The 26,434-nt window shown below is 69.9% G+C and carries 16 protein-coding genes; 11 read left to right on the top strand and 5 right to left on the bottom strand.

Translation table 11 applies throughout. The features are described 5' to 3' along the window. The 3 genes from NB3_RS24735 to NB3_RS24725 all read left to right on the top strand — a co-directional run. On the top strand, positions 1-10,393 hold a 10,393-nt coding region (locus NB3_RS24735; RefSeq protein ID WP_157111990.1), incomplete at its 5' end, for a non-ribosomal peptide synthetase. 235 nt (positions 10,394-10,628) lie between these two features. After that, positions 10,629-11,618, top strand: coding sequence for an alpha/beta hydrolase (locus NB3_RS24730; protein ID WP_067808138.1), 990 nt, complete (start codon positions 10,629-10,631; stop codon positions 11,616-11,618). Positions 11,619-11,750: 132 nt separating this feature from the next. After that, positions 11,751-12,992: an Nramp family divalent metal transporter gene (locus tag NB3_RS24725; protein ID WP_067808135.1), complete on the top strand. Its 1,242-nt coding sequence runs from the start codon at positions 11,751-11,753 to the stop codon at positions 12,990-12,992. Positions 12,993-13,014: 22 nt separating this feature from the next. On the opposite strand, the gene NB3_RS24720 is transcribed toward NB3_RS24725, so the two are convergent. After that, positions 13,015-14,040: an SDR family oxidoreductase gene (locus tag NB3_RS24720; protein ID WP_067808117.1), complete on the bottom strand. Its 1,026-nt coding sequence runs from the start codon at positions 14,038-14,040 to the stop codon at positions 13,015-13,017. Positions 14,041-14,088: 48 nt separating this feature from the next. After that, the gene (locus tag NB3_RS24715) at positions 14,089-14,904 is read right to left on the bottom strand and encodes an enoyl-CoA hydratase-related protein (RefSeq protein ID WP_067808115.1); all 816 of its coding nucleotides are present in this window, start codon (positions 14,902-14,904) and stop codon (positions 14,089-14,091) included. Between the two features lie 127 nt (positions 14,905-15,031). Between NB3_RS24715 and NB3_RS24710 the strand changes: the two genes are divergently transcribed. Further along, positions 15,032-16,300 carry a TetR/AcrR family transcriptional regulator gene (locus NB3_RS24710; RefSeq protein ID WP_067808111.1) on the top strand — a complete coding sequence of 423 codons (1,269 nt, stop codon included), beginning with the start codon at positions 15,032-15,034 and terminating at the stop codon, positions 16,298-16,300. 88 nt (positions 16,301-16,388) lie between these two features. On the opposite strand, the gene NB3_RS24705 is transcribed toward NB3_RS24710, so the two are convergent. Beyond that, positions 16,389-17,915, bottom strand: coding sequence for an aldehyde dehydrogenase family protein (locus NB3_RS24705; RefSeq protein WP_067808133.1), 1,527 nt, complete (start codon positions 17,913-17,915; stop codon positions 16,389-16,391). A gap of 365 nt (positions 17,916-18,280) precedes the next feature. On the opposite strand from NB3_RS24705, the gene NB3_RS24700 reads away from it, so the two are divergent. Genes NB3_RS24700 through NB3_RS24690 form a run of 3 tightly spaced genes read left to right on the top strand, consistent with a single transcriptional unit; the run spans position 18,281 to position 20,960 of the window. Next, positions 18,281-19,264, top strand: coding sequence for a daunorubicin/doxorubicin resistance ABC transporter ATP-binding protein DrrA (locus NB3_RS24700; RefSeq protein WP_067808130.1), 984 nt, complete (start codon positions 18,281-18,283; stop codon positions 19,262-19,264). A gap of 23 nt (positions 19,265-19,287) precedes the next feature. Continuing rightward, entirely contained in the window at positions 19,288-20,085 is a 798-nt protein-coding gene (locus tag NB3_RS24695; protein ID WP_244892062.1) for an ABC transporter permease, read from the top strand. Further along, entirely contained in the window at positions 20,082-20,960 is an 879-nt protein-coding gene (locus NB3_RS24690; protein ID WP_067808105.1) for an ABC transporter permease, read from the top strand. The genes NB3_RS24695 and NB3_RS24690 overlap by 4 nt, the downstream gene beginning before the upstream one ends. Before the next feature lie 24 nt (positions 20,961-20,984). Here the strand turns inward: NB3_RS24690 and NB3_RS24685 are convergent, their stop codons facing one another. Beyond that, positions 20,985-22,181, bottom strand: a complete 1,197-nt coding sequence (locus tag NB3_RS24685; RefSeq protein ID WP_067808102.1) for a lycopene cyclase family protein — start codon at positions 22,179-22,181, stop codon at positions 20,985-20,987. Between the two features lie 234 nt (positions 22,182-22,415). Between NB3_RS24685 and NB3_RS24680 the strand changes: the two genes are divergently transcribed. Genes NB3_RS24680 through NB3_RS24670 form a run of 3 tightly spaced genes read left to right on the top strand, consistent with a single transcriptional unit; the run spans position 22,416 to position 25,074 of the window. Beyond that, on the top strand, positions 22,416-23,423 hold the full coding sequence (locus tag NB3_RS24680) for an alpha/beta hydrolase (protein ID WP_067808100.1): 1,008 nt from the start codon (positions 22,416-22,418) through the stop codon (positions 23,421-23,423). Between the two features lie 17 nt (positions 23,424-23,440). Further along, positions 23,441-24,376 carry a lipase family alpha/beta hydrolase gene (locus NB3_RS24675; protein ID WP_157111989.1) on the top strand — a complete coding sequence of 312 codons (936 nt, stop codon included), beginning with the start codon at positions 23,441-23,443 and terminating at the stop codon, positions 24,374-24,376. 47 nt (positions 24,377-24,423) lie between these two features. After that, on the top strand, positions 24,424-25,074 hold the full coding sequence (locus tag NB3_RS24670; protein ID WP_067808087.1) for an ATP-binding cassette domain-containing protein: 651 nt from the start codon (positions 24,424-24,426) through the stop codon (positions 25,072-25,074). 133 nt (positions 25,075-25,207) lie between these two features. Here the strand turns inward: NB3_RS24670 and NB3_RS24665 are convergent, their stop codons facing one another. After that, positions 25,208-25,684, bottom strand: a complete 477-nt coding sequence (locus tag NB3_RS24665) for a hotdog fold domain-containing protein (RefSeq protein WP_067808079.1) — start codon at positions 25,682-25,684, stop codon at positions 25,208-25,210. Between the two features lie 437 nt (positions 25,685-26,121). On the opposite strand from NB3_RS24665, the gene rpsJ reads away from it, so the two are divergent. Beyond that, positions 26,122-26,427, top strand: a complete 306-nt coding sequence (rpsJ, locus tag NB3_RS24660) for a 30S ribosomal protein S10 (protein WP_003938093.1) — start codon at positions 26,122-26,124, stop codon at positions 26,425-26,427. Positions 26,428-26,434 lie beyond the last annotated feature (7 nt).

Raw genomic sequence — 26,434 nt, 5'->3', positions numbered from 1 at the left:
CTCCCGCATCCTCACCGCCGTAGTCACCGATCCCACCATCCCGGTCGGTGATATCGACATTCTCGGCGACGACGAGCGCACCGACGTGCTCACCGCGTGGAACGACACCACCCATTCCGTGGAGCCCGCCACACTGGGATCGCTGCTGCGCCGGACCGCCGCGGCGACCCCGGGCGCGGTCGCGCTGGTCGCGGACCTACCCGGCGGCGAACGCGCCGAGCTGAGCTACGCCGAACTCGCCGCGCGGGTCAACCGCCTCGCCCGGTATCTGATCTCGGTGGGCGTCGGCCCCGAAACCCGAGTCGCGCTCGCCTTCCGCCGATCGGTGGACCTGGTCGTAGCGATGTACGCGGTGGCCGAGGCCGGCGGAGCCTACGTCCCGGTCGATCCGGACCAAGCCGCGGAGCGAACCGACTACATCCTCTCCGTCGCCGCCCCGGTGTGTGTGCTGAGCAATACGGAGTCGGACTTCGACACCGACGTCGCGCCGGTGGTGCGACTGGAGGATCTCGAGCTGACCGCGGTCGCGAGCGTGCCGCTCACCGACTCCGAGCGGGTCGTACCCCTGCGGCCGGAGAACACGGCCTACGTCATCTTCACCTCCGGTTCGACCGGCCGCCCGAAGGGCGTCGCGGTGCCGCACGCGGCGGTCGTGAACCAATTGCTCTGGAAGGCGGCCGAGTTCGCGCTGACGCAGGACGACTCGGTGCTGTTGAAGACGGCGGCGACGTTCGACTTGTCGGTGTGGGAGTTCTGGTCGGCCGTGGTCTGCGGTGGTCGCCTGGTGATCGCTGCCCCGGACGGTCATCGGGATCCCGCGTACCTCAACGAACTTGTGGCGCGGGAATCGGTTACCACCCTGCACGCGGTGCCATCGATGCTGGAGGCGCTGCTGGCGCACCGGCCCACCGCGGAGGACTGGTCGCCGCGGCGGGTGCTGGCGATCGGTGAGTCCCTATCCGGTGCGCTGGCGCAGCGGTTCCTACGCGACTATCCGCGTACCGAGTTGTTCAATTTGTATGGTCCGACCGAGGCAGCGGTGTCGATCACCAGCCATCGGGTGACGGTGGCTGATGAGATGTCGGTGCCGATCGGTGTGCCGGAGTGGAACAGTCGGGTGTTTGTGCTGGATGGGCGTTTGCGTCCGGTTCCGGTGGGTGTCTCCGGCGAGTTGTACCTCGCTGGTGCGCAGTTGGCGCGCGGCTACTTCGGTCGTGCGGATCTGACCGCTGATCGGTTCGTGGCGAACCCGTTCCAGCCGGGTGAGCGGATGTACCGCACCGGTGACCTTGTTGCGTGGACTAGCACCGGTGAGCTGGAATACCGGGGTCGTACGGATTTCCAGGTGAAGATCCGTGGTTTCCGTATCGAGCTCGGTGAGATCGAAGCCGCGCTGCTCGCACTGCCCGAGATCGCGCAGACGGCGGTGATCGCGAAGTCGGATCCGAAGACCGGTGATCGTTTGGTGGCCTACCTGGTGCCCAGTGATGCCGAGGCCGGTGTCGATGTGGCGCGGGTGAAGTCGGAGCTGGCTGCTGGGTTGCCGTCGTACATGGTGCCGTCGGCGTTCGTGGTGTTGGATGCGTTGCCGTTGAATGTCAATGGCAAGCTGGATCGTAAGGCGTTGCCGGAGCCTGAGTTCGAGGTTCAGGCGTTCCGTGCGCCGTCGACGCCGATCGAGGAGATCGTGGCGCACGTGTTCGCCGAGGTGCTCGGTGTGGAGCGTGTCGGCGCGGATGACGATTTCTTCGCCCTCGGTGGTAATTCGTTGTTGGCGACGCAGGTCGCGGCGCGTATCGGCGCTGCGCTGGATGCTCGTGTGCCGGTGCGTGTGCTGTTCGAAGCCTCCACCGTCGCCGCACTCGCCATCAAGGTCGAACGCGGCACCGGTGAACGTAAGCGCCTTCCGCTCGTCGCCGGGCCGCGTCCCGAACGCATTCCGCTGTCGTTCGCGCAGCAGCGCATGTGGTTCCTCAACCAGTTCGACACCTCGGCCTCGGTCTACAACATCCCCGCCGCCATCCGTCTGTCCGGCGAGCTGGATGTGGACGCGTTGCGGCACGCCGTCGCCGACCTCGTCGCCCGGCACGAGACCCTGCGCACGATCTACCCGCAGACGCCGGACGGCCCGGTGCAGCAGGTGCTGGCGCCGCACGAGGTCCCGGTGGATCTGACGCCGGCGCAGATCGGTGACGAGCACGTCGCCGGCGAGGTGCAGCGGATCGTCGCCGCCGGTTTCGACGTGACCGTCGACGTGCCGTTCCGCGCGAAGCTGTTCCAGCTCTCGGGCACCGAATACGTGCTGGTCTTCGTCGCGCACCACATCAGCGCCGACGGCTGGTCGATGGGCCCGCTCACCCGCGATCTGATGCTGGCCTACGCCGCGCGCGGCGGCGGGCAGGAGCCGTCGTGGGCGCCGCTGCCCATCCAGTACGCCGACTACGCGCTGTGGCAGCGCGACACGCTCGGCGCCGACGACGACCCCGAATCGCTCGCGGGTGCCCAACTGGCCTACTGGACGACCGAACTCGCCGACCTGCCCGCCGAGCTGAACCTCCCCGCGGACCGCCCGCGTCCGCCCGCCCAGTCCTTCTCCGGCGGCAGAACCGATTTCGTCGTGGACGCCGACGTGCACGCCGCGCTGACCGAGCTCGCGCGGCGGCACAACGCCACGCTGTTCATGGTGGTGCACGCCGCGTTCGCGGTGCTGTCGGCGCGGCTGTCCGGCACCGAGGACATCGCGATCGGCACGCCCGTCGCGGGCCGCGGCGAAGCCGAACTGGACGACCTGATCGGCATGTTCGTCAACACGCTGGTGCTGCGCACCAGGGTCACGCCCGGTCTCGGCTTCACCGATCTGCTGGCACGCACGCGGGAAACCGATCTGCGCGCCTTCGCCAACGCCGACATCCCGTTCGAGCGGCTGGTCGAGGCGCTCGCCCCGGAGCGTTCGGCCGGTCGCCATCCGCTGTTCCAGGTGGCGCTGTCGTTCGAGAACCTATCCGCGACCGGCTTCGAGCTACCCGGCCTGAGCTGCACCGCGTTGGATCCGGCCGCCGACACGGCCAAGTTCGACCTGCTGCTGACCGTGCGCGAGCAGCGCACGGAGTCCGGCGCGGAAGCCGGTCTCGCCGCCGAATTCACCTATGCCCGTGACCTCTTCGACGAACAGACCGTGGTCGAGTTCGGCCGCAGGTTCCGTCGCATCCTGTCCGCGATCGTCCTGCGCCCGGACACCGCCGTCGGCGATCTGGAGATCCTGGACGACTCGGAGCGCGCGGACCTGGTCACCCGTACCGGCGCACCCGCCGTGGCGCCGCGCACGCTGCCCGACCTGATGGCCGCCGCCGTCGCCGCGAATCCGGCCGGTATCGCCGTCATCGCGGACGACCGCACCTTCAGCTACGCCGAACTCGACGCCGCCTCCGCGCAGCTGGCGCGGGCGCTGATCGACCGAGGCGCTGGACCGGACGCGCTGGTCGCCATCGCGATCCGTCGTTCGGTGGAATACGTGCTGGCCCTGTGGTCGGTGACCAAGACAGGGGCGGCGTTCGTCCCGATCGACCCGGCGTACCCGGCCGACCGCATCGCGCACATGGTCGCCGACTCCGGCGCGGCGCTCGGCGTGACGCTCACCGCCGAACTGGGCAGCCTGCCAGCCCTCTCCGGCGGCTGGCTCGCCTTGGACGATCACGACTTCACCCTCGACGTCGCCGTGCGCTCGGACCAGCCGTTGCGCCCCGACGAACTGCGCGGACCGCTGTACGCGAGCAACGCCGCGTACGTGATCTACACCTCCGGCTCCACCGGCGTGCCGAAGGGCGTCGTGGTCACCCACGCCGGCCTGGCCAATTTCAACGCCGAGCAGGTGGAGCGCTACCGGCTCGACCGGTCCACCCGCGCCCTGGCCTTCGCCTCGCCGTCGTTCGACGCGTCGATGCTCGAGCTGCTGCTCGCCCTGGGCGGCGCGGGCGGGCTCGTGGTGGCGCCGCCGCTGACCTTCGGCGGAGCGGAACTGGCCGAGCTGACCCGCGCCGGAGGCGTCACGCACGCCTTCCTCACGCCATCGGTGCTCGCCTCGCTCGACCCGGACGCGCTGCCGGGAACGCGGACCGTCGTGGCGGGCGGTGAAGCGGTGCCCGCCGATCTGGCGGCCAAGTGGACGACCGCCACGGAGCGCGCCTTCCACAATGGTTACGGGCCGACCGAGACCACCATCATGACCAACATCAGCGACCCGCTGCGGCCCGGCGAACCGGTCACGATCGGCGGACCGATCCGCGGCACGCGGTCGCTGGTGCTCGACAGCAGGCTGCGCCCGGTGCCCGAGGGCGTCACGGGCGAACTGTATCTGGGCGGCATCCAGCTCGCGCGCGGCTACCATGCCCGCTCCGCGCTCACCGCCGCCCGCTTCGTGGCCGACCCGTGCGGCGTGCCAGGCGAGCGGCTCTACCGCACCGGCGACCTGGTGCGCTGGCGCCGGACCAACGGCGCGCCGGTGCTGGAGTACATGGGCCGCAACGACTTCCAGGTCAAGGTGCGCGGGTTCCGCATCGAACTCGGCGAGATCGACGCCGCGCTCACCGCCCAGCCCGAAGTCGGCTTCGCCGTGACGCTCGGCCGCGACACCGCGTCCGGCGCCACCATGCTGGTCTCCTACGTGCTGCCCTCCGACGGCGCGACGGCCGACCCGGCCGTGCTGACCGAGCGGATCGCACGCACCCTGCCGGAGTACATGGTTCCGGCGGCGATCGTCGTGCTCGACGCGATCCCCCTCACACCCGTCGGCAAACTGGACCGCAAGGCGCTGCCGGCGCCGGAACCGGGCACCCGCCCCTATCGCACGCCGTCGACTCCGGCCGAACTGGTGATCGCCGAGGTGATCGGCGAGGTGCTCGGCATCGAACGGGTCGGCGTGGACGACGACTTCTTCGCCCTCGGCGGCGACAGCATCGTGTCCATCCAGGTGGTCTCCCGCTCGCGCGCTCGCGGCGTGAACTTCGCGCCACGGGACGTCTTCGAGCATCGGACCGTCGCCGCGCTGGCCCGCGCCGCCGTGGTGGCGGGCGGCCCCGGTGACGAGGCAGGCGAGCTACCGCTGACGCCGCACGCCGCGCGGATGCTGGACGACGGCATCGAAGTGCGGGCCGTCGCCATCGATGTCCCCGAGACCTGCTCCGCGGAGGCCGTGCACGACGCGGTGGCCGCGGTGCTCGAGCAGCATCCGATGTTGTGGGTGCGGGTGGAGCACAGCGACGACGGCACGCCCGTGCTGCGCGTCCCCGCCGCCGCCGAACGCACCGGCGAGGCGTTCCGCAGGCTGGATCCGCAGCGCGGCGAGACGTCGCTGCCCATCGATGACGTGGTTCAGGCGGCCGCGGCCGCCCTCGACCCCGAGCAGGGCCGCAACATCTACTTCGTGCTCACCGGCGGTCCCGAGGCCCGCTCCACGCTGATCGTCGTGGCCAGCAGCCTCGTCGTCGACGACGTCTCCTGGCGTGCGGTCGTCGACCAGCTGACCGCGGGGTGGGAGCGGTCGCGCCACGCCGCGCCCGCGAGCGCCGAATCCGGCCTCGGCGCGCTCATCCGCGCCCTCGCGGCGAAGGCGCACGATCCGGCCACCGTCGCCGAAATGGATTGGTGGCGGCTGGCGCTCGGCTCTGTCCCGGAGGGGTCGGGCACCGAGGGACGTGACCTGCGCGCCCGCAGCCGGGTGTCGCTCACCATCACCGCCGAGGGCGCGGCGGCCGTCGCCGCGGCGGCCGAGGCCTACCATGCCGGGGTCGACGACATCCTGCTCACCGCGCTGGCGCTGGCGTTGCAGACCTCCGCGGGCGAGACCGTCACGCGCGCCATCGGTTCGGTCGTCCGGCTCTGCGCCGACGGTCGCGCGGCCACCGACGCCGACGCGGCGAGCACGGTGGGCGGCTTCGTCACCGAATATCCGTTGCCGCTGCGCTTGAGCCGGATCGACATCGACGAGGCCCTGATCGGCGGGCCAGCGGCGGGCACGGCGATCGCGCAGATCAAGGAACTGCGGCGATCGGTGCCGTCGCGCGGTGTCGGCTACGGCCTGTTGCGCCACCTCAACGCCGAGACCGCCGCCGAACTGCGCCGCCTCGGCCGCGGCCGGTTCGCGCTGCGCTACCGGGATCTGCGTCCGGCCCGCGTGCACACCGACATCCCGGCCGACGACCTGCTGCTGGTGCTGACCGTCGACGCCACCGACGACGGACTGCTCGCCCGGTTCGACTTCGCCGCCGCCGCATTCCGCGGCGAGGACGCGAAAACCTTCGCCGAGCACTGGATTCGCGCGCTCGGCGGCCTCGCCGAACACGGCCTGCGCCCGGACGCGGGTGGCTACACCCCCTCCGACTTCCCGCTGGTGCGGCTCAAGCAGCCCGACATCGACCGGTTCACCCGCGCATACCCCGACCTGTCCGACGCGTGGCCGCTCACCCCGCTGCAATCGGGCATGCTGTTCCACGCCCTGCTCGCGGAGCACTCGGTGGACGTCTACACCACCCAGTTCGTGCTCGATCTCGGCGGCGCGGTGGACGCGCGCCGGATGCACGCGGCCGCGCAGGCGGTGCTGGACCGGCACGACAACCTGCGCGTCGCGTTCGCCGACGACAGCGAGGGCAAGCCCGTGCAGATCGTGCAGGACGCGCTGGAAGTGCCGTGGCGGCTGATCGATCTGAGCCATCTGGAACAGGCTGCGGCCGCGACCGAACTGGAACGGATCAAGACGGCCGATCTGGCCGACCACTTCGACATGCGCACCGCGCCGCTGCTGCGGTTCGCGCTGATCCGCTCTGCCGCCGCCCGCTACCACCTGCTGGTGACCAGCCACCACATCCTCGTCGACGGCTGGTCCATGCCGCTGTTGATGAAGGACCTGCTCACCCTGTACGCGTTCGGCGCCAATTCCCGGCACCTGCCCCCGGTGCGGTCCTACCGCGACTATCTGGCGTGGCTGGTGGCGCAGGACGCGGAGGCGGCCCGTTCCGCGTGGCGCGCCGCGCTGGCCGGTGTCACCGAGCCGACGCCGCTGGCTCCGGTCGACCCGGGCCGTGAGATCGCCGCGGGGGTCGGCGAAGTCGGGTTCGAGCTGTCCCCGGCCGACACCGCCGCGCTGACCCGGCTCGCGTCCGGTCTCGGCGTCACGGTGAACACCGTGGTGCAGGCCGCGTGGGGATTGCTGATCGGCCGCATCGTCGACCGTGACGACGTGGTCTTCGGCGCCACCGTGTCCGGCAGGCCGCCACAGTTGGACGGCGTCGAGGCGATGGTCGGCCTGTTCCTCAACGCGATCCCGGTGCGGGTGCGGCTCGACCCGACCGGCACGCTCGCCGGGCTGCTGCGGCAGCTACAGGCCGAGCAAGCCGCGCTGCTGGACTACCACTATCTGGGACTGAGCGACATCCAGGAAGCCGTTGGCGTGGAGGGGCTGTTCGATTCGCTCGTCGTGTTCGAGTCGTTCCCGGTGGACCGGGAGGGCCTGGACCGGGCGGGCGCCATCGACGGTATGAGTGTCACCGGCGTCGGCGCGGTCAACGGCACCCACTACCCGTTCACGGTGATGGTGGTGCTGGACAACCAATTGCGCGTCTCGGTGAAGTACCTGCGCGATGTGACCGCCGAACCGGCGGCGCTCGCGCTCACCCAGCGGCTCTCGGCGCTGATCGGCCGCTTCGTGACCACACCGCAGGCGCGCGTCGGCGAGATCGACGTGCTGCTGGACGACGAGCGCGCCGAGCTGGCCACGCGCAACGCCACCGACATGCCGGAACTGCTCGACGGCACGACCTTGCCCGCGCTGTTCGCCGCGCAGGTGGCGCGCACACCGGACGCGCCCGCGGTGCGCTTCGGCGACACTACGCTCAGCTACGCCGAGTTCGACTCGCGCGTCCGGTCCATGGCCGTGGAGCTGATGCGCTGGGGCGTCGGCCCGGAGACGCTGGTCGCCGTGGCCATGCGACGCGGCATCGACCTGGTCGTGGCGATCCACGCGGTGCTGCGGGCCGGTGGCGGTTACGTTCCGATCGATCCGGACCATCCGGCCGAACGCAACGAGTACGTCCTCGGCGGCACCGCTCCGATCTGCGTCCTGACCACCACCGCGGACGCGTTCGACACCGCGACCGGTGTGCCGGTGATCGCGGTGGACACGCTGTATCTGCCGCCGTTCGAAGGCCCGTGGCCCCAGGAGGACGTGCACCCGGACACCGTCGCCTACGTCATCCACACCTCCGGCTCCACCGGCAGGCCCAAGGGTGTGATGATCACGCACCGGCAGATGGTGAACCAGTTCCGCTGGGCGCAGTCGGCCTACCCGCACGACGGCCGGGACGTGGTGCTGCACAAGACGCCGATCACCTTCGACATCTCCGTCTGGGAGTTGTTCTGGCCCTTGCAGACCGGGGCGTCGATCGTGATCGCCGCGCCCGACGGGCATCGCGACCCGGCCTATCTGGCCCGCGTCATCGTCGCGAACGCCGTGACCACGGTGCATTTCGTGCCGTCGATGCTGGACGCGTTCCTGGACCCGGTCGCCAACGCGACCGTGGGGTACCCGTCGCTGCGCCGGGTATTCGCGGCGGGCGAGGCGCTGTCCGGGGAGACCGCGGCGAGGTTCGCCGCGACCGCGCCGGACGCCGAGCTGATCAATTGGTACGGTCCCGCCGAGGCCACCGTGGTCACCGGCCACCCCGTGCGCGGCGACGCCGCGGTGGCGGTCCCGATCGGGGTGCCGGTGGCCAACACCCGGGTGCACGTGCTCGACCGGCAGTTGCTGCCGGTGCCGCCGGGCGCGGCGGGCGAGTTGTATGTCGCGGGTGTGCAGTTGGCGCGCGGCTATCTCGGGGCCCCGGCCCTGACCGCCGAGCGTTTCGTCGCCCACGCGGGCGGCGCGCGGCTGTATCGCACCGGCGACATCGTGCGCTGGCGCGACGGCGTCCTGGAATACCTCGGCCGCCGCGACTTCCAGGTCAAACTGCGCGGCCAGCGCGTCGAACTCGGTGAGATCGAGGCCGTGCTGGCGAGTCATCCGCAGGTGCGGCACGCCGCGGTCGCGGTGGTGCGTGGCGGCTCCGGCGACCGGCTGGCCGCCTACGTCGTCGTCGCGCCGGGGCAGCCCATCGACGAAGCCGCGCTGCTGCTGCACGCCCGCGCCGCGCTGCCGTCGTACATGGTGCCGTCGGCGGTCGTCACGCTCGCCGAGCTTCCGCTCAACGCCAGCGGCAAACTCGACCGCAAGGCGCTGCCGGAACCGCGGCTGGTGACGCGTCCGTACCGCGCGCCGGGCACGCCGCTGGAGCGGACCGTGCTCGAAGTGTTCGACGAGGTGCTCGAACTCGGCGTCGGGCAGCGGGTCGGGATGGACGACGACTTCTTCGACCTCGGCGGTACCTCGCTGGTCGCCACACGCGCGGTCAGCAGGCTGCGCACGCTCACCGGCGCCGAGGTGCGGGTGCAGTGGTTCTTCACCGATCCGACCCCCGCCGCGCTGGCGGCCAGGATCATGGCCGCGCTCGCCGACGACCACGACTACGACCAGGACTCCAACGCCGCGCTCGGCGTCCTGCTGCCGATCCGCACCATGGTGCCGCACGACGTGGCCGCCGCCGAGCCGCTGTTCTGCCTGCATCCGATGTACGGGCTGTCGTGGTGCTACGCGGGCCTGGCGCGCTACGTGCCCGCGAGCACGCCGATCTTCGGCCTGCAGTCGCCCGCGCTCACCGAGGAGGGCTACCTGCCGCGCTCGCTGGCCGAGATGGCGCACCGCTATGTGGCCGAGATCCGGGCGGTGCAGCCGCACGGGCCCTACCGCCTGCTCGGCTGGTCACTCGGCGGTGTGCTGGCGCACGCGGTGGCGACCGAGTTGCAAGCCGCCGGCGAGGAGATCGGCCTGCTGACCATGCTCGACAGCCACCCCGACATCGATGTCACGGACTTCAGGGCGGCGATCCGCGAGGCGCTGGCCGAACTCGGTATCGGCGCGGACGCTCTGCTGCCCGGCGAGGGCGACATCCACGATCTGAGCGAGGACGCGCTGGCGGCGCTGCACGCCACCATCCCGCCGGACATGGCGGTGCTCACCCCCGACCGGGTGCGCCGGATCTACCGCAGCGCGGTGCGCTCGGCCGAGTTGATCGCCGAGCATCGGCCCGAGGTCTACCGCGGCCGGTTGGACTACTTCAGCGCGGCCGGACACGACACCGCGGCGTCCGGCTGGCAACCCTATGTGCACGGCCGGGTGGACGATCATCCCGTCAATGTCTCGCACGATCAGATGACATCGCCGGAGGCGCTCGCCCAGATCGGGCCTCGATTGTCCGAGTTGCTCGATCCCCCGGGGTGGGAAGCGACACGGAATATGGGGCGGTCATGATCGGATCGACACCGGTCGGGCATGATGGGCAACGGTGCGGTAACGAAGTCCACTGTTGTGACGACTACATAGGCCGTATGGTCGGGCGGATGCCTTGACATCCATCCGGCGTGTGGGGCATGCAGAGCGAATCTCGAGACGAAGCGAAGGTGCGAAATTGATACGTCGACAGAGCCGGCGCGGTGGCCTGCGGGCCGCGGCCGCGATCGCGGCAACCGCGGTGCTCGCGGGAATGATGACCGGTCTCGGCGCGTCCAGCGCGACAGCTGATCCCATCATCGATTCCAAGAGTCTGCTGGCCGACCCGGTCGCCCCGGACGGTTCGCGTATCACCAAGGCCGAGTACAAGGACGCGCGCAGCATCCGGCTGTACGTGTACTCGGCGGCGATGGACGAGAAGGTCATCATCGACGTCCAGCGTCCGGCCGACGCCTCGGTGCCGCGTCCGACGCTGTACCTGCTCAACGGCGCGGGTGGCGGCGAGGACGAGGCCTCGTGGCAGGCGAAGACCGACGCGCTGCAGTTCCTGTCGGACAAGAACGTCAACGTGATCCAGCCGATCGGCGGCAAGTGGAGCTACTACACCGACTGGATCAAGGACGACCCGGTGCTCGGCCGCAACAAGTGGAAGACCTTCTTCACCGAGGAGCTGCCCCCGCTGGTCGACGGCGCGCTCGGCACCAACGGCGTGAACGCCATCGCGGGCCTGTCCACCTCGGGCACCACGGTGCTCGCGCTGCCGATCGCCAAGAAGGGCCTGTACAAGGCCGCCGCGGCCTACAGCGGCTGCGCGCAGACCAGTGACCCGGTCGGCTCCGAGTTCGTCAAGCTGACCGTCGAGACCTGGGGCGGTGGCAACACCGACAACATGTGGGGTCCGGAAGGCTCGCCGGAGTGGGTGGCCAACGACCCGTACGTGAACGCCGAGGGGCTGCGCGGGCTGGACCTCTACATCTCCACCGGCAACGGCCTGCCCGGCCAGTACGACACGCTCAATGGTCAGTACGCCCTTCCCGGCGCCTACGGTCTGGCCAACCAGATCGTCATCGGCGGCGTGATCGAGGCGGGCACCAACTACTGCACGCACAACCTGAAGAACCGGCTGGACGAACTCGGCATCCCGGCCACCTACAACTTCCGCGACTCGGGCACCCACTCGTGGGGCTACTGGCGCGACGAGTTCCAGCGGTCGTGGCCCGTGCTCGCGAGGGGTCTCGGTATCTGATCGATGTGAGCCGGGACGCCCGGCCCGCTTTCACCGACCGCCTGGTCTCCGCTGTCGCGGGGACCAGGCGGTCGTCTTTGTGGGGTAACCGTCACAAAAAGTTCGGGAGGCCGTAAAATCTAGTTCGTGGGTATTACGCTGGCTGAACAGACCAAGTCCGTCACCGAGCGCGCGCGGGCCGCGACGGTCCTGCTCGGCCCGGCGTTCGTCGCGGCCATCGCGTACGTCGATCCCGGAAACGTCGCGTCGAATATCAGTGCGGGCGCGCAGTTCGGTTATCTCCTGGTCTGGGTCATCGTTCTGGCCAACGTGATGGCGGGGCTGGTGCAGTACCTCTCGGCCAAGCTCGGCCTGGTCACCGGGTGGTCGCTGCCCGAAGCGGTGCGCGCGAAAGCGAGCGGCCCGGTCCGGCTGGCGTACTGGGGTCAGGCGGAGACGGTCGCGATCGCCACCGACCTGGCCGAGGTGGTGGGCGGCGCCATCGCGCTGCACCTGCTGTTCGGCCTGCCATTGCTGGTGGGCGGCGTGATCACGGGAGCGGTGTCGATGGGCCTGCTGCTGGTGCAGGACCGCCGCGGCCAGCAACCGTTCGAGCGGGTGATCACCGGGATGCTCGCGATCATCGCGATCGGATTCCTGGCCAGCGTGGTCATCGCCCCGCCGTCGGCCGCCGACGCGGCGGGCGGTCTCCTGCCGCGCTTCCAGGGCACCGAGAGCGTCCTGCTCGCCGCCGCCATGATCGGAGCGACGGTCATGCCGCACGCGGTCTACCTGCACTCCGGCCTGGCCCGCGACCGGCACGGGCAACCGGAGGCCGGCCCGCTGCGCGCCAGGCTGCTGCGGATCACCAAGGTCGACGTCGGGCTGGCCATGATCCTGGCGGGCACGGTGAACCTGGCCATGCTGCTGATGGCGGCCAACACCCTGCGCGGGCGAGACGTCGAGACCATCGAGGACGCGCACGCGGCCGTCGGCGACGTGCTCGGCCCGGCCGCCGCGCTGCTGCTCGCGATCGGCCTGCTCGCCTCCGGCCTTGCCTCCACGTCGGTCGGCGCCTACGCGGGCGCGATGATCATGCAGGGCCTGCTGCACAAGCGGATTCCGCTGATCACGCGCAGGCTGATCACGTTGATCCCGGCCATCGCGGTCCTCGCGCTCGGCATCGACCCGACCCGCGCGCTGATCATCTCCCAAGTGGTGCTGTCGTTCGGCATCCCGTTCGCGCTGATTCCCCTGGTGCGCTTCACCAGTGACCGCACGCTGATGGGCGCGGACGTCAACCACCGCGTGACCACCGCGCTGGCCTGGGGGGTCGCCGCGATCATCTCCGTGCTCAACGCCGCCCTGATCTATCTCACCGTCACCGGGCGATAGCCAGCCCGGTGACGCGCGCCGGTCAGACCCAGTTCTCGATCCAGTACTTCCAGATCCGCGGCGCGTAGGCCTCCAGCGGCGGCACTCTGATGTCGGTGCCCGCCAAGGCCGCGCTGGTGTGCCTGCAGTCGAACCAGCAGGCGAATTCGCTGTGCTCCAGCACGTCCAGTGGCACGCCGACCCTCGGCAGCAGCCAGTTCGCGCCGGGGACCCGCAACATCATGTCCAAGGTGCGCTTGGGCATCACCTCGACCAGGTGCGGCGCGCCCGCCTCGTCCGCGAACAGGTTCAGCGCGTCGACCGCGCTCTGCCTGCGCGGATCGACCAAGTGATAGGCGATCTTGTCCGAGCCGGCGCGATGCGCGATGTGATCGAGGGCTCGGGCCACGAAATCCACCGGAACCATGTTGGTCTCGCCCAGTTTGGGCACCAGCACCGGCAGCAGCCTCGGCAGCTGGGCGCCCATGCGCAGCAGGCGGAAGAAGTAGTACGGGCCGTCGATCCGGTCGATCTCGCCGGTCCTGGAATGCCCGATCACGATCGATGGCCGGTACACGCGCCAGCGAAGCGACGATTCCCGCACGATCCGCTCGGCCTCGAACTTCGCGCGCTGCGCCGGGGTGGCCAGCGTCTGGCCGTGATCGAACATGTCCTCGGTGAACAGGCCCTCGCTGGACCCGGCCACCTCCACGGTCGAGACGTGGTGCAGCAGGCCGGCGTCCAGTTCCTCGGCGACGTCGACCAGGTTCCTGGTCCCGCCGCCGCGCGCGGTCAGGTCGTAGCCCGCGGCCAGATGGAAGACGTGCTCGATGGCGCCGCGATGCCGGGCCAGCCAGGTGGGATCGATGCCAAGGCCCGGGGCGCCGAGATCGCCGCGCACCAAGCGGACGCGGTCGCCGCCGGCCCATTCCTGCGCGCAGCAGGCGAACCGGTCGGCCGAGGCGTCGCCCGGCCGCACCAGCACGTGGATGTCACCCTCGCGTTTCAGGAGCTCAGGGATGAGAAAACGACCGATGAACCCAGTTGCCCCGGTAACCAGGTAAGTCATAGCCGATGAACATAGTCGCCTGCCGGTCGCTACGTTCCGGCGGGCCGATCAGTCGGCGAAGACGGCCTTGCGCTTGGTGAGCATCGCGGTGGCGCCTTCGATGAAATCGGCGGAGCGCAGCAGCTCGGTCTGTCCCGCCTTCTCGGCGGCCAGCGCCGCGTCCAGCGAGGCCAGCGTGGCCTGGTTCAGCGCCTGCTTGGTGAGTTCGAGCGCGCGGCGCGGACCCGTGGCGATCTTCTGTACCCCGGCCTCCACGGTGGCGTCGAGTTCGTCGTCGGGCACGACGGCGGTGAACAGACCGGCGGCCGCGGCCTCCCGGGCGGGCAGCCGTTCGCCGAGCAGCGCCATCCGCGCCGCCAGCGGACGGCCCGCGGCCGCGGCCACCAGCGCGGCGGCCCCGCCGTCCGGCATCAGGCCGATGTTGATGAAGGCCAGCAGCAGGTAGGAGTCCTCGCTCGCGTAGACCAGGTCGGCGGCCAGCGCGATGCCGACGCCGACGCCGGCGGCGGCGCCCCGGATCCGCACGATCACCGGGACCGGCGCGTCGACGATGGCGCGCACCAGCCGGTTCGCCGCGTCCATCACCATGTCCGAGGTGATGCCCCGCTGCGCCTCGTCCGCGCTCGCGGACAGATCGGCGCCCGTGCAGAAATCGCCGCCTTCGCCGGTCAGTACGATCGCCCGCACCGCGCGGTCGTCCGCCGCAGCGCGGAAGGCGTCGCCGAGCGCGACCATGGTGTCGTAGTCGATGGCGTTCTTCCGCTTGGGGTTGGTGATCGTGATCCGCAGCACCTTGCCGTCCTGGACCGCGGTGAACTTCGCGGTGGACGCGGCGGCCGGGGCCGCGGAATCGTTGTTGCTCACGTTTGCTCCTAAGCTGCAATTCGGCGGGCACCAGGCCGTGAATAGTGGTTAACTTTGCGAATTGTGGTTAACTTAGGGTCCAGTGACGGGCGCTGTCAACCAGCGCCGCCGGAGAACGGAGAGGTGCATGGTCGCGGATCGCAGCGAGATCGATCTCGCTCCCGCGCGCCCCGAACCGGGCAGGCGGGCGAGCGCAGCGGGCGCGCCTTCGGTGCGCCGACGTCCGAAGGACCGCAAGGTGCAGATCATCCGGGCGGCCGCGCGCGCGTTCAGCGAACGCGGCTACTACCCGGTCGGCGTCGATGAGATCGCCGCGGAGGTCGGCATCTCCGGTCCCGCCCTCTACCGGCATTTCACGAACAAATACGCGCTGCTGGTCGCCGCCGCCGAGGAGGGTGCTCGGCACCTGTTGAGCGTGGCAGAGGGGGCCGACGATGCCCGGCTGGACCCGGAGCGGCGCGCGGACGCGCTGATCCGCGCGATCAGCGAGCACACCGTCGAGATCCGCCGCGAGGCCGGGCTCTACCGCTGGGAGCGCCGCTACCTCGAGCGCGACGACCGCGTCCGGATCAAGAAGATCTACGACGACCTGAACAACACCCTCGCCGCCCCGATCGCGCTGCTGCGCCCGGAGGCGGCGCCCGCGGACGTCGCGATGCTGGCCGCGGGCGTGCTCAGCGCGATCGCCAGCATCGCCGCGCACCGCACCGCGCTGTCGAGCGCCAGGCTGCTTCCGCTGTTGCATCAGATGTCCTGGGCCATCCTGCGCACCGAGCTGCCTCCCGCGCCCGCGGAACCCGATCCGGGCCCGCCCGTGCGCGGCATTCCGGTGACCTCCAAGCGCGAACAGTTGCTCACCGAGGCCATCCGGATCTTCGGCAGGCAGGGCTACCACGAGGCGAGCATCGAGGAGATCGGCGCCGCCGTCGGCATCAACGCCTCCAGCGTGTACCGGTACTTCGCGAGCAAGGCCGACCTGCTCGCCGCGGCCTTCCACCGCACCGGCGACCGGCTGGCCATCGCGATCACCGAGGCGCTGGCCGAAGCGACGAGCCGGGCGGACGCCGCGCGGAATGTGGCCGAGCGCTACGCCAAACTGAGTTTCGCCATGCCCGAGATCATGGCGGTGTACTACGCCGAGTTCGGCAATCTGCCGCAGGCCGAGCAGCACAAGCTGCGCGCCATCCAGCGGCAGAACGTGCTGGAGTGGGCCAACCTGCTCGACGGCGACCCGGTGGAAGCGCGCTTCCGGGTACACGCCGCCATCAGCCAGGTGATCGATGTGGGCAGACTGATCCGATTCGATTCCCGCCCCGCGCAATTGGCCCGGGTGACCGCGCTCATGGACGCGGTGCTGCTCGCCGAACAGGCACAGCCGCACCACGACCGCGATTGACCCGCGTATAGCTCAGCGCCTGCTGGGTGCTAGGACAACCTCGACTCGAGTACGGCCGCAGCGAAGGCGGAGGTACGCCGAAGTCCGCTCAGGGGCGGCGGCCGTGCCGGATTCGGAAGAACGTCCTGGCCAGGCGGAGGTGGCGGGGGTGCCGATCGAACGTGGACAGGTTCACCGGCGCCTGGTACCGCTTGCGTGTGATGGCCAGGGTCCGGCTGAACTCCCGCAGCCCCTGGTCGCCGTGGCTGTGGCCCTGGCCGTATTCGCCCACACCGCCGAAGGGCAGCGCGGGGATGCCGGCGTAGGCGGTGGAGGAGTTGATGGTCACCACCCCGACGCGCAGTTGCTCGGCGAAAGCCTCGATCTCGTGCACGTCCCTGGTGAACACGGACACGGCGACGTCGGTGCCCACGGCGTTGATCCGCTCGGCGGCCTCGTCCATGCTCGCCACCTTGTTCACGATCAGCACCGGGCCGATGCCCTCGCCGGTGATCGCGATGCTCTCCTCCGGCACCTCGGCCAGCACGATCGGCTCGATGTAGGGATCGCGGATGGAGTCGAGCCCGCCGACCACCGCGCGGCCGCCGCGGGCCACCGCGTCGCGCACCTGCCTGCGCACCACCTCGATCTGTGACTCCATGATCATCGGGCCGTAGGACGCCTTCCGGTCCGCGCCGGGCCGCAACTTGCGCGCCTGGGCCGCGACCAGGTCCAGGAAGCGGTCGTAGACCGACTGGGCGACGTAGGCCCGCTGGATGCCGGTGGCGTTCTGCCCGGCGTTGGCCATCGCGCCGAAGACGGCGGCCTCGGCGGCGTCGTCCAGCTTCGCGTCGACGTGCACGACCATGCTGCCTTTGCCGCTGCGCTCGACGACGACCGGCGTCATGGTCTGCGCGCACACCGAGATCACCTCGCGCGCGCCCGCCTCGGAACCGGCGTAGGCGATCTTGTCGACCTTCGCCCGGCACAGCGCGGTCCCGGTGGCCTTGTCTCCCGTGACCACTTGCAACACCGGCTGGTTCGGCGCGAGCCGCGCCCAGCTGTCGGCCAGCCACACGCCGACGCCGGTGGTCAGCTCGTGCGGCTTGAACACCACGGCGTTGCCCGCCGCCATCGCGTAGGCGATCGAACCCATCGGGGTGAACACCGGGTTGTTCCACGGACCGAGCACTCCGACGACGCCCAGCGGCAGATAGCCGACCGAGGCGCGCTGATTGCGGGTGAGCCAGTTGGAACCGATGCGCCGCCGGCCCAGCGCGCGGCCCGCGTTGCGGGCGGCCCAGTCCAGATCCTCCACCGCGAGCATCACCTCGATCGCGGCGTCGGCCACCGGCTTCCCGGTCTCCTCGCACAGCAGGGCGACCAATTCGCCCGAGCGCCGGGCGATCTCGCGTTTCCAGTCCAGCAGCCACCGCTTGCGACTGCTGAATCCGAGTTCGGCCCACCACTTTTCGGCGGAGCGGGCCGCGCGCACCGCGCGATGCAGTTCGCTCGCGGTCATCACGGCGTAGTTGCCCACGACCTCGCCGGTGCGCGGGTCATAGGACGTCAGGACGTTCGTAGGGCCCGTTCCTCCCGGACGCGCCGCCAACCGTGACTGCGCGGACTCGGCCATGATCACCTCTCGCAGTGTCGAAACCAGCCTGCGGACCGCTATATGGGGCCACAGCCGCGGACGAGTGAGTGTTTTCCCCCGCAAAGCAGACTATGGTCTCGCGCAGCGGACCGACAAGGCTCGGCCGCAGGCCCGGCGTCCGTACCGGATCGCGCTCACCAGCGTCGATTCTTCGGGTCGCGAACGGGCGGCGGGAAATGTGAGTAAGGACACAATGGGTGCGCCCCGGTGCGGGTACCTCACGCGACGCGGAAGTCCGGGCGATCGGGCCGGTAACATCACGCCGAGCGCGACGGATCACCAATCCGAGCGTGCGCCTGCGCTCGGGCGACCTGGTCGCCGCACCGGCCGATAGTGGAGAGTTGATGCCGAGTTCCAACCAAGCAGAGTCGCATGCCAGTGAGCCTGCGGTCCGGGTAGCGGACGTCCGCAAGTCGTTCGGCGATGTGCATGCGCTGCAGGGCGTCAGCTTCGTCGCCGAACGCGCCTCCGTGCTCGGCATCCTCGGGCCCAACGGCGCGGGCAAGACGACCATGGTGAAGGTGCTGTCCACGCTGCTGCGGCCCGATTCGGGCACCGCCGTCGTCGCCGGGTACGACGTGCTGAAGGACCCGGCGGGCGTGCGCCGATCGATCATGATGACCGGTCAGTACGCGGCGCTGGACGAGAACCTCTCCGGCCGGGAGAACCTCGAGCTGTTCGGCAGGCTGATGGGCCTCGGCAAGTCCGCGGCCCGCAAGCGCGCCGACACCCTGCTGGAGGAATTCGATCTGGTGAGCGCGGGCCGCCGCGCCGTGCGTCACTACTCGGGCGGCATGCGCCGCCGCGTCGACATCGCCTGCGGGCTGGTGGTGCGTCCGGAGGTGGTGTTCCTGGACGAGCCGACCACCGGTCTCGACCCGCGCAGCAGGCAGGGCGTCTGGGATCTGGTGACCGCGCTCAAGACGCAAGGCATCACGGTGCTGCTGACCACGCAGTACCTGGAGGAAGCCGACGTGCTCAGCGACAACATCATCGTCATCGACAAGGGCACGGTGATCGCGGAGGGCACCGCCGACGAACTCAAGGAGAAGACCGGCGGCAGCTACTGCGAGGTCGTCCCCCTGGATCAGAAGAAGCTGCGCACCGCCGCGTACGCCCTCGGCGACCTGGTGCCGCCCGCGGTGCTGGCCGACGTCGACGGCGGCGACCGGCTGTCCATCCCGGCCCCGGAGGGCGCCGCCACGCTGACCGAGGCGTTGCGCAGGCTCGACAGCGCCGGTGTCGAACTGGCCGACATCGCGCTGCGCCGCCCCTCGCTCGACGACGTGTTCCTGTCCATCACCGGCCACTCGGGCGGCCGAGCGTGACCGCTGCGACCGCCCCGGAGCACATCCAGGCCGACGTGACCTTGTTCGCCGAGCTGCCCGCGGCGCGGCTGTCGTCGTTCGCGCAGTGGCGCGCGCTGACCGGCCGCATCGTGCGGACCATGGCGACCAAGGGCGAGCTGATCGTCGCGGCGATCACGCCGCTGATCTTCACCCTCGGCTTCTATCTGCCGCTGCGTTATGTGATGAAGATCCAGGGCGTCGACTACGCCCAGTACGTCATGCCGATCATCGTCTTGCAGACCATGGCCTTCACCATGATGTCGAACGCGCAGCTGGCCGCGTTCGAGGCGATGACCGGCCTGAGCACCCGCCTGCAGACCATGCCGATCGGGACGCTGGTGCCGTTCACCTCGCGCATCTGCGCCGGGCTGGTCCGGTCGGTGACCTCGCTCACCGCCGCGGTGCTGTTCGGGCACCTGATCGGCTTCCGTTTCGTCGCAGGCACCGGCCAGGCCGTGCTGTTCTGCGCGTTCTCGCTCGCGGTCGGCACCGTGCTCGCGGTCGGCGCCGACGGGCTCGGCAGTCTGACCAAGAGCCCGGAGTCGCTGAGTCAGGCGCTGACCCTGCCGACACTGATCTTCGGCATGCTCTCCTGCGGGTTCGTGCCGGAGCGCAACTTCCCGGAGTGGATTCGCCCGTTCGTGCGCAATCAGCCGATCTCGCAGTTCTCCTTCGCGCTGCGCGACATGGCGGCCGACGGCGTGACCTGGCAGGTGCTGTGGGTGCCGCTGGTGTGGTTGATCGGGCTGGCCGCGGTGTTCACCCCGTTGGCGATCTGGGCGAGTGTGAGGCGGTCATGAGTTCGGTGGAATCGACCGTGGAGCGCACCGCGCCGCAGGCCGAGCAGGCGGAGGTACGCGCGAGCGAACCGCTGCCCATCGTCCGGGCGAAGCCGGAAGGTTCGCTGGTCACCTGGGTCTCGCAGAGCCTGATCCAGTGCAAGCGGCTGCTGCTGGTCTGGGCGCGTGATCCCGCGACCACCATCCAGACGCTGGTGTATCCCGCGCTCACCTTGGTGATGTTCTACATCGTGCTGAACAAGCCCGTCTCCGGCGCCACCGGGATGCCGGCCGTGTACGGAACGGTCCCGTTGCTGACGCTGGTCGCGGCGATGTCCGGCGCGGTGGTCAGCGCACTCGGCTTCAAGACCGAGAAGATGACCGGACTGCTCGGCCGGTTCTGGACGATGCCGGTGCACCGCGCGGCGGGATTCACCGGCCGGCTGCTCGCCGAGGCGATCCGGGTACTGGTGACCACGGTGTTCGTCGTGGCCGTCGGTCTGCTGCTCGGCTTCCGATTCGAGCAGGGGCCGCTCGCGGGCCTGGCGCTGATCGGCATCCCGGTGCTGTTCGGGGTGGCGTTCGCCGTCCTGGTCACCGCGCTGGCCACCGTGTCCGAGGGCGTGATGCTGGTGAACATCATCGGCATGATCAGCACGCTGCTGATGTTCTTCAACTCGGGTTTCGTTCCGGTCTTCGCCTACCCGATCTGGTTGCAGGACGTGGTGGCGCACCAGCCGATGAGCTGCGCGATCGACGCGATGCGCGGATTGTCCTACGGCGGCGCGGTCGCCGACCCGCTGCTGGAGACGCTCGCTTGGACGATCGGGATGATCGTCGTCTTCGCCTACCCCGCGATCAGGGGGTACCGGCGGGCCGCGGAAACCGGGCCGTAACCACCCACGTCGCCGTCCGCCGGGTCAGCGAATCCGGCGGACGGCGTCTTCCCGCGGTTCGGCGAAGTCGTAGTCCAGCCAGCGGTTGCGATTGGTCCAGCCGACCAGGTCGTAGCGCCAGCGGAACGGCCAGGTGTGCGCGACCGTGTTGAACAGCACCGCGCCGAGCGCCGCGTAGTCGTCGTGGGCGGACAAAAGGGCGCGCTGCCCGCGCGGTGACGCGCTGAAGAACGCGTCGAACATGGCGACGGACTGCTCGGTGGTGAGCCTGCCGAGGCCGTAGAGGCCGCGCATCCGCATCCAATACACCAGTCGCGCGCGCGGCGGCCAGAGCGCGGCGATCGGGTCGCGGCCTTCCAGCAGCGCGGCGACCGCGGTGTCCACCAGCGCCAACGAGTCGGCGACGCTGTACCCGGTGCACGGGTGCATCATGCCGCCGCGCGAACCGAACGGAATCGCGCGCGCCTCGCCTCTGCGCGGCGGCGGCTGGTCCAGCGGATAGTGCGCCGCCTCGCTCGGTTCGGCGCCGGTGAGCCGGATGCCGTGCGCGGCCAGCCGCGCGAGCGTGCGCCGCCGCAGTTCGTGCTGCGGCATGCCGCCCCGGAGACCGAGGCTGGTCTCCTCGAAGATCACCGTGCCGTCGCCGAGCGGCACCGCGTAGAGGAACGACGGCGGCTCGTCCGGTCCCGCGCCGTTCTCCGGCCGCCAATCCAGCAGCAAGCCCTCGCCCTCGGTGATCATCGGGGCCGCGGTCTCGGCGTCGACGAAGATGCCGTGCGCGCTGGCCGCTCTGCGGCGTCCCAGCGAGGGCAGTCCACGGGTGTCGAACACCACCGCCGCCCGGTGCACCGCGCCGTCGGTGAGTTCGACCTCGTGCGCGTCCACCCGCGTGGCGCGGCCCGTCACGACGGTGGCGTCGTCGAGCGGCAGCGCCGCCCGCAGACCCGGTTTGGACAGCACACAGTACGGACGGTCGATGCGATGCTCGGTCTTCGTCCACACCGTCGGCGCCGGGATGGTCGTCGCGATCGCCGTGGCGGGCAGCCATGGCGGCAGTTCGTCCACCCAGCAGGAGAAGGTGGGCGGCCACAGCCGTTCCGGGCGTGGGTCGATCGCGGTCACCGACAGCCCCGCGCGCATGACGCGGTGCGCGAGCGCCCGTCCGGTGGGACCGAGCCCGACCACGCACACATCGACTTCCCGGTCCGCGCTGACACCCATACGGGCATTCAATCCGGTGGGACGACGGCCGCGCAACTATTCCGCGCCTCGGAGCCCAAGGAATCAAGGGCTCGCTATTTCGGGATCGGATCGATATGGACGGACGATAATTCGGGGTTTCTGGCATGCCCCCAGAATTGGTGGCCCAGCAACTTCAGTCGTGAATCGGCTCCGGCCGGACCATACCCTGAGCTCGGAACGCGAGGCGTTCCGGGATTCGGGACAAGGGGAGTCATGAGAGGAAGCCACCTCCGTCGGCTGATGTTGTCGGCGGTCGTCGCCGGGGCTGCCGCCGCGTCGGCAATGGTTTCGGTGCAGGCCCACGCGGCGCCCGCGGAATCTTCCATCGTCTCCGTGCAGGAACACAATGCGCGGAGCCTGACATTGACGGTGCATTCCGCCGCGATGGATCTCGACATTCCGGTGGAAGTGCAGCGCGCCGCGGATACGAGCGTGCCGCGGCCGGTGCTGTATCTGCTGCTCGGCGCGGCCGGTGGCATCGACGGCTCCACCTGGGCCACGAAGACCGACGCGATGCAATTCCTCGCGGACAAGAACGTGCACGCGGTCACGCCGATCGGCGGCATGTTCAGCTACTACGCGGACTGGGAGAAGGACGATGCCAGACTGGGCCGACAGAAGTGGCGGACCTTTCTGAGCACCGAACTGCCCCCGCTCATCGACGCGTACCTCGGGACCAGCGGGCGCAACGCGCTCGCGGGGTTCTCGATGTCGGGGACCACGACGCTCGCCCTCGCCGCGACCACGGGCGAGTTGTTCTCCAGCGTCGCGGCCTACAGCGGTTGCGCGCAGACCAGCGATCCGGTCGGCCGCGAATTCGTCCGGCTGACCGTCGAGGAATGGGGTCTCGCGGAGCTGGACAACATGTGGGGTCCGGCGGGCGCCCCGCAATGGGCGGCCAATGATCCTTACGTGCAGGCGGAGGGATTGCGCGGAAAATCCATCTACATCGCCAGCGGTAATGGCATGCCCGGCGTCTACGACCGATACGGCGGAAAATATTCGCTGAACGGTCCATGGGGTTTCGCGAATCAGTTGGTCGTCGGCGGCGTGATCGAAGCGGCCACCAATTACTGCTCGCACAACATGAAAGACCGGCTGGACAGCCTCGGCATCCCCGCGCGCTACAACTTCCGCCCGGAAGGAACTCATTCCTGGGGCTATTGGGAGGACGCGCTGAAGGATTCCTGGCCGACGCTCGCCGCACCATTGGGAATCTGATCCGTCGGGAATTCGGAATGACTGTTCGTACCAGGGCCGCGCGCGTCGTCGGCCTCATGCTGGCCGCGGCCTGCGTGGCACTGTCCCACGCGCCGAGCGCGGCCGCCGCACCGGAGACACCGGCGCTGGACGGCGCCAACGACTGGACCTGCGAGCCGACACCGGCGCGACCGGAGCCGGTGGTGCTCGTGCACGGCTCCGGCACCGACATCGGCCGCAGCTTCCCCCTGCTCGCGCCCGCCATCCGGGCCGAGGGTCATTGTGTGTTCGCCGCGAATCTCGGCGCGGCGCCGGGCGTCGTGGACGCCGTGAGCGGGCAGACCGGCTCCAGTGCCACCGGCATCGGGCCGATCGGCGCCGCGCTGCTGGGCCGCGTGGTCTACGGCGTTGCCGACATCGACCGGATGGCGGCCGAACTCGCCGAAGTCGTGCGGTCCGTGCGGGAGACGACGGGCGCGAGCCGGGTGGCGCTGGTCGGCCACTCCACCGGCGGCACCGTGATCCGGCAGTATCTGCGCACCCGCGGCGGCGAGGCGGTGGCCCAGGTGGTGACGCTCGGCACGCCCTATCGCGGCACGACCTGGGCCGGGTTGCGCGGCAGTTATCCGGACCTGGCCGCGCTCGGCCTCGGGGACGCGCAGATCGCCGCTCAGGTCTTCGGGACTCCGGGTCAGCAGCAAGTGGTCGGGTCACCGCTGCTGAACCGGCTGAACGCGGGAGGCGAGACCGTGCCGGGTCCCCGGTACACGGCCATCGCCTCCCGCGCCGACCAGGTGATCACGCCGCAGGACACCGCCCTGCTGGCCGCGCCGACCGCCGCCGACCGCAACGTGTGGTTGCAGGACGGATGCCCCGCCGACGCGGCCGACCACAGCGGGATGCTCGAAGACCCGCGCGCCGCCGCGGCGGTGCTGTCCGCGCTCGCCGGAGATCGGCGGGCACTGCCCTGCTGAGCGCGCCTGCGGCCGGACAAGATCACGAGACGGGATGGAGAACCGCGGTGGGCCTCGGCATCACTTGTAGCGGGCTGCGCCGCGAATTCGCCGGAATCGCGGTGGTCGACGACGTGACGTTCCGCGCCCCCGCGGGCCTGGTCACCGCAGTGGTCGGGCCGAACGGCGCGGGGAAGACGACGCTGCTATCGATGCTCGCCGGTCAGTTGCGGCCGCACCGGGGGCGGCTGCGCGTGGAGGACGCGGATCCGAGCGTCGAACCGTGGGTGGTCCGCTCCAGGGTCGGCTGGGTCCCCGACGTGTACGAGGGCAGCGAGACCTGGTCGGTCGCCGAGGTGGTGGAGTTCTCGGCGAAGATCGCGGGGCACAGCGCAGACGCGGCCGAGGAACTGGTCGATCGCGCACTGCATCTCGCGCGTTTGGCGGAGTCCTCGGCCACGCCCGTGCTGCGGCTGTCCCGCAGCGAGAAGAAGTGGCTCGGTCTGGCCAAAGCGCTGGCCGCCGGAACGACGGCGCTCGTGCTCGACAATCCCATGGCCGACTTGGACGACGACGGTCGTCGCTACCTGTCCGGGATGCTGCGCGCTCTCGCGCGGCAGGATATGACGATCGTCGTTTCGGCCTGTCTGGAAGACGATCTCGCCGGCTGCGCCGAGCGCATCCTGCGTATCGATCGGGGCCGCGTCGTCGCCGGGTGAATGAAATCCGCCCCGGCGCAGGAGGAGCCGGAAAGCGTCGGTGGTACCGGCCGCGCGCGAGGGGTCGCCACCCAGCGACCCTCAGCGGTCGAGATCACCGCGGCGGGACCGGCCGCGCGGGGGTCGTCGGTGACTACTTGGGCGTGACCCAGGTCGTGATGTCGGCGTGCACCACCTCGAGGCCGTGCTTGTCGTAGATCGACACCGGCACCACCACTTCGCGGCCATCGGTGATGCTCGCGAAGTCGGGGATCTCGGCCAGTTTCGCGACCGCCCGCAGCCCGGTCTCCGCCTTGGCCAGGTACCGCACGTTCATCGCCTTGGGGATCCACCGGTGCGTCGCGGGCACGGTCGCCTCGCTGAGCATGCCCATCGCCACCTCGGCCAGGTTGCACGCCGCGATGGCGTGGAAAGTGCCCAGATGGTTGTGGATGCCGAACCACTTCGGCGAGGTGACCTCGCACAACCCCGGTTCGAGCCGCACCACGTTCGGCAGCACGGTGCCGAAGTAGGGCACCCGGGCCACCATCCCGAGCGAGAACAAGGCATGTCCCAGCCGGTTGTCCGGCAGCTTCTTCCAGCCGCGATAGGTCACGGTCTCTTTCGTCATGGCCGCTATCTTACTCAGAAGTAAGTTCGTCTCGGGCCCCACTGATTTGAAGTGGCCCACGGGGGTCGTGCATACTGTTCGGGTTGCCTTGCACCGGGCCATGCCTGTTTCTCCGTGAAACGGCTGGTCGGGCGGGGCGAGCAGTACCCATCATGTACCTCGCCGGGTTTCTGGCGTGGGTACGTCCGGGACAGTGTTCCAGGCCTGAGATACGTAGCGATCCGAGGCCGAGGAATGAGCGGACGGGCGACACGCCCGACCGCGTGGACCGGAGAACCATGACAGATGAACAGCGGCGAGGATCGGGCATGCCCGGTCATGGTCTCCACCGTGTGGGACGTCTTCGTGTGTTCGGGCTGTGCAAATGAGGGTGGTCCAGAGGACTGGTGTAGCCGGGCTTCGGATCACGAAGGAAAGCGGAGAAAAGGACACTTAGCGTGGCGGGACAAAAGATCCGCATCAGGCTCAAGGCCTATGACCACGAGGCGATCGACGCTTCGGCGCGCAAGATCGTGGAGACGGTGACCCGCACAGGGGCACGCGTCGTCGGCCCGGTGCCGTTGCCGACCGAGAAGAACGTGTACTGCGTCATCCGTTCGCCGCACAAGTACAAGGACTCGCGCGAGCACTTCGAGATGCGTACGCACAAGCGCCTTATCGACATCCTCGACCCGACGCCGAAGACGGTGGACGCGCTCATGCGCATCGACCTGCCGGCCAGCGTCGACGTCAACATTCAGTGACGGGGAC

It is taken from the genome of Nocardia beijingensis NBRC 16342, from assembly GCF_001612785.1.
In the GTDB taxonomy this organism is placed as follows: Bacteria; Actinomycetota; Actinomycetes; order Mycobacteriales; family Mycobacteriaceae; genus Nocardia; species Nocardia beijingensis.
Note: the sequence above shows the minus strand (reverse complement) of the source record. Positions and strands in the feature narration are given on the sequence as shown.

What these genes read in the sequence shown, in the direction of transcription:
- NB3_RS24720 (WP_067808117.1), bottom strand. Translation starts at nt 14,040, where the DNA reads ATGACTTACCTGGTTACCGGGGCAACTGGGTTCATCGGTCGTTTTCTC.
- NB3_RS24730 (WP_067808138.1), top strand. Translation starts at nt 10,629, where the DNA reads ATGACCGGTCTCGGCGCGTCCAGCGCGACAGCTGATCCCATCATCGAT.
- NB3_RS24675 (WP_157111989.1), top strand. Translation starts at nt 23,441, where the DNA reads ATGACTGTTCGTACCAGGGCCGCGCGCGTCGTCGGCCTCATGCTGGCC.
- NB3_RS24665 (WP_067808079.1), bottom strand. Translation starts at nt 25,684, where the DNA reads ATGACGAAAGAGACCGTGACCTATCGCGGCTGGAAGAAGCTGCCGGAC.
- NB3_RS24685 (WP_067808102.1), bottom strand. Translation starts at nt 22,181, where the DNA reads ATGGGTGTCAGCGCGGACCGGGAAGTCGATGTGTGCGTGGTCGGGCTC.
- NB3_RS24700 (WP_067808130.1), top strand. Translation starts at nt 18,281, where the DNA reads ATGCCGAGTTCCAACCAAGCAGAGTCGCATGCCAGTGAGCCTGCGGTC.
- NB3_RS24710 (WP_067808111.1), top strand. Translation starts at nt 15,032, where the DNA reads ATGGTCGCGGATCGCAGCGAGATCGATCTCGCTCCCGCGCGCCCCGAA.
- NB3_RS24690 (WP_067808105.1), top strand. Translation starts at nt 20,082, where the DNA reads ATGAGTTCGGTGGAATCGACCGTGGAGCGCACCGCGCCGCAGGCCGAG.
- NB3_RS24680 (WP_067808100.1), top strand. Translation starts at nt 22,416, where the DNA reads ATGAGAGGAAGCCACCTCCGTCGGCTGATGTTGTCGGCGGTCGTCGCC.
- NB3_RS24705 (WP_067808133.1), bottom strand. Translation starts at nt 17,915, where the DNA reads ATGGCCGAGTCCGCGCAGTCACGGTTGGCGGCGCGTCCGGGAGGAACG.